The 820-nt window shown below is 44.1% G+C and carries 1 protein-coding gene and 1 pseudogene; one reads left to right on the top strand and one right to left on the bottom strand.

Annotated elements, in window-relative coordinates; all coding sequences use genetic code 11:
* A pseudogene (locus tag A3756_RS02725) lies at nt 1-225 on the top strand (protein translocase subunit SecF); the annotation flags it as partial.
* Between the two features lie 87 nt (nt 226-312).
* Here the strand turns inward: A3756_RS02725 and A3756_RS02720 are convergent.
* Nucleotides 313-820, bottom strand: a 508-nt coding sequence (locus A3756_RS02720) for an inositol monophosphatase family protein (RefSeq protein WP_304438848.1), incomplete at its 5' end; no start/stop codon positions are given.

The raw sequence follows: 820 nt of genomic DNA, 5'->3' as shown, positions 1-820 counted from the left end.
GTTACATCGGCGACGACTTTGTTAGTGCTGTTTGCCTTGTACTTTCTTGGTGGTGAAATGATTAACGGCTTTGCTAAGGCGCTTTTGATTGGTGTGTTAGTGGGTACGTATTCATCTATTTATGTTGCTAGTAATGTCTTGTTGTCGATGGGTGTGAGCAAAGAAGATTTGATTGCTCCAGTTGTCGAGGACGAGGAAGGAAACGCTATTGATGACCAACCTTAAAGTCAGGTAGTCAAATACTAGCCATAAAAAAGGGAGCAGAAGCTCCCTTTTTTATGGCTAGTATTTAGCGCTCTCAAACGCGCTACCTTAGAGGCGTGTTTGAAAAGTATTAAAGCGCTGGACCAATGCTTTAAAGAGCTTTGGATTGGCAACGATGATTTTGTCTTCTTTATCGCTAAATACACCGCCGTTTAGTGTACCTGTCAGTGCGCCAGACTCCTGGCATAGCAGCAGAGCTGCTTCAAGCTCTTTAGCGTTTACCTTGGTTAGTATTGCTGCATCAATTTGGCCAGCGGCAACCATGGCGACATCAAGAGCATCGCAATTGCTAACCTGCATTTGACCGACATTGCTTCCCACTTCACTAATAAAGTCAGCAATGACGTGAGATTCGGCAGGTGAGTCGAATTGATTTATGGTATTGATTGCAACCGTCGCTTCAGCTAGCGATTTAGGAGAGGTACAACGAATTCTTCTGCCATTAAGTGCTGCTCCGCTTCCACGGCTTGCTGTGTATTCATCACCATTTGTCGGGTTAACAAGTAAGGCGTTTTGAGATTTTCCTGAAGACTTATGAACAAGTGAAAAAGCCGTT

The organism is Oleiphilus sp. HI0086, assembly GCF_001635225.1.
This window is presented reverse-complemented; position numbering and strand designations above follow the sequence as displayed.